Annotated in this window: 2 protein-coding genes; both read right to left on the bottom strand. The window is 61.3% G+C overall.

What is annotated here, in order from left to right:
- Positions 1-695 (bottom strand): ABC transporter permease (locus ACH2EI_RS09355; protein ID WP_395159809.1); only part of this gene is annotated, 695 nt, incomplete at its 3' end.
- 181 nt (positions 696-876) lie between these two features.
- Positions 877-1516 (bottom strand): ABC transporter ATP-binding protein (locus tag ACH2EI_RS09350; protein ID WP_395159807.1); only part of this gene is annotated, 640 nt, incomplete at its 5' end.

The following is a 1516-nucleotide window of genomic DNA, read 5'->3' as shown; positions in this document are numbered from 1 at the left end:
TTGCCAATCCAACCGAACATCATGAACACGGCAATACCGAGCAGCGCCGACATCACGACGGCGCCGTACATCTGCTCGTATGCGGTGGAGTTTTGGTACAGGTTGATCAGGCGGCCGAGGCCAGGTTCGCCCTGACGGAAGAAAAAGTCACCAACCACGGCGCCCACCACCGAGAGGCCGGCTGAGATCTGCAGGCCGGTGAAAATCGACGGCATCGCGGCAGGGAACTGCAGCTTGATCAGACGGGTCAGACGGGACGCGCCGTTGAGCGTCATCAACTCGTGATAGCCCCGATCGACCGACAGCAGCCCGAACAACGTGTTCGCCACGATCGGGAAGATCGCAATGATGACGCACACCATCACGCGGGCCTTGAAGTTGAAGCCGATGACTGTGCCGATCAGAGGCACAAACGCCAGGATCGGCATGGCCTGCAAAGCAATGAGGAACGGCCAGAGTGCGTTCTGCACCCATTTGGCTTGGCTCATGAGCGTGGCCAACACGAAGCCCAACACGATCGCAATTGCCAGGCCGAGCGCTGCAACCTGGACCGACTCGAAGAGGCCGTCGAGCAACTTGATCAGGCCACCGCCAGTGCGTGAGCCATCGGCGCCGCGCTCGATGTTCCAGGTGAGGAACGACTCCCTCACCACGTCGTGCGGGACTGGCACGAGAGGCTTCTTCGGACCAGACATCAAGACATGATGTGTGAAATACCAGAAGCCGATGAACAGGGCGAAAACAGCACCAGGACCGACCAATCGGCTGAGCCCAGCGGAGCGCTTCGGTTTGACCTGTGCTGCCGTCACCAGACCTCCGCCCCCATGGCGTTGGTCTGGGGCTCGGCGTCACTCATCCCGGGGTCAGTTTCGGTACTCACGGGTGCGCCCCTCGGAGGTCGTTGGAGATTCTTCCGGACAGTTCGGCAAACGCCGAGTCGTACCGAATCTCGTGGCTGCGGGGATACTCGAACGGCACCTCGTAGTCGGCCACGATGCGCCCGGGGCGAGCCGACATCACGAGCACACGCGTGGAGAGGAAGACGGCCTCGGCAATTGAGTGGGTGATGAACAGCCCGGCGAAGTTCTTGGTCTTGAACAGCGAGAGCAGTTCGTCATTGAGCCGTTCACGGCTGATCTCGTCGAGTGCACCGAATGGCTCGTCGAAGAGGAACACGTCGGGCTGCAGCACCAGCGAGCGAGCGAGCGAGGCGCGCATCTTCATACCGCCTGACAGCTGTCTCGGATACTTGACTTCGTGCTCTTTGAGTCCGACGAGTTCAAGTGATTCGTCGACCCTCGGGGCCATCGTCGCGGAGTCGATGCCGTGGAGTTCGGCGATCAGCTCAACGTTCTTCCGAACGGTCCGCCACGGAAACAGAGTGGCGTCCTGGAATACGTAGCCGATCGAGTCGCGATCGACGTTGCACTCGCCGCCCGTGTGTGTCTCCAAGCCAGAGGCGATGCGGAGAAGCGTGGACTTGCCGCACCCGGACGGGCCCACGACGGTGACGAAC

Source organism: Ilumatobacter sp. (assembly GCF_041688325.1).
GTDB lineage: Bacteria > Actinomycetota > Acidimicrobiia > Acidimicrobiales > Ilumatobacteraceae > Ilumatobacter_A.
Note: the sequence above shows the minus strand (reverse complement) of the source record. Positions and strands in the feature narration are given on the sequence as shown.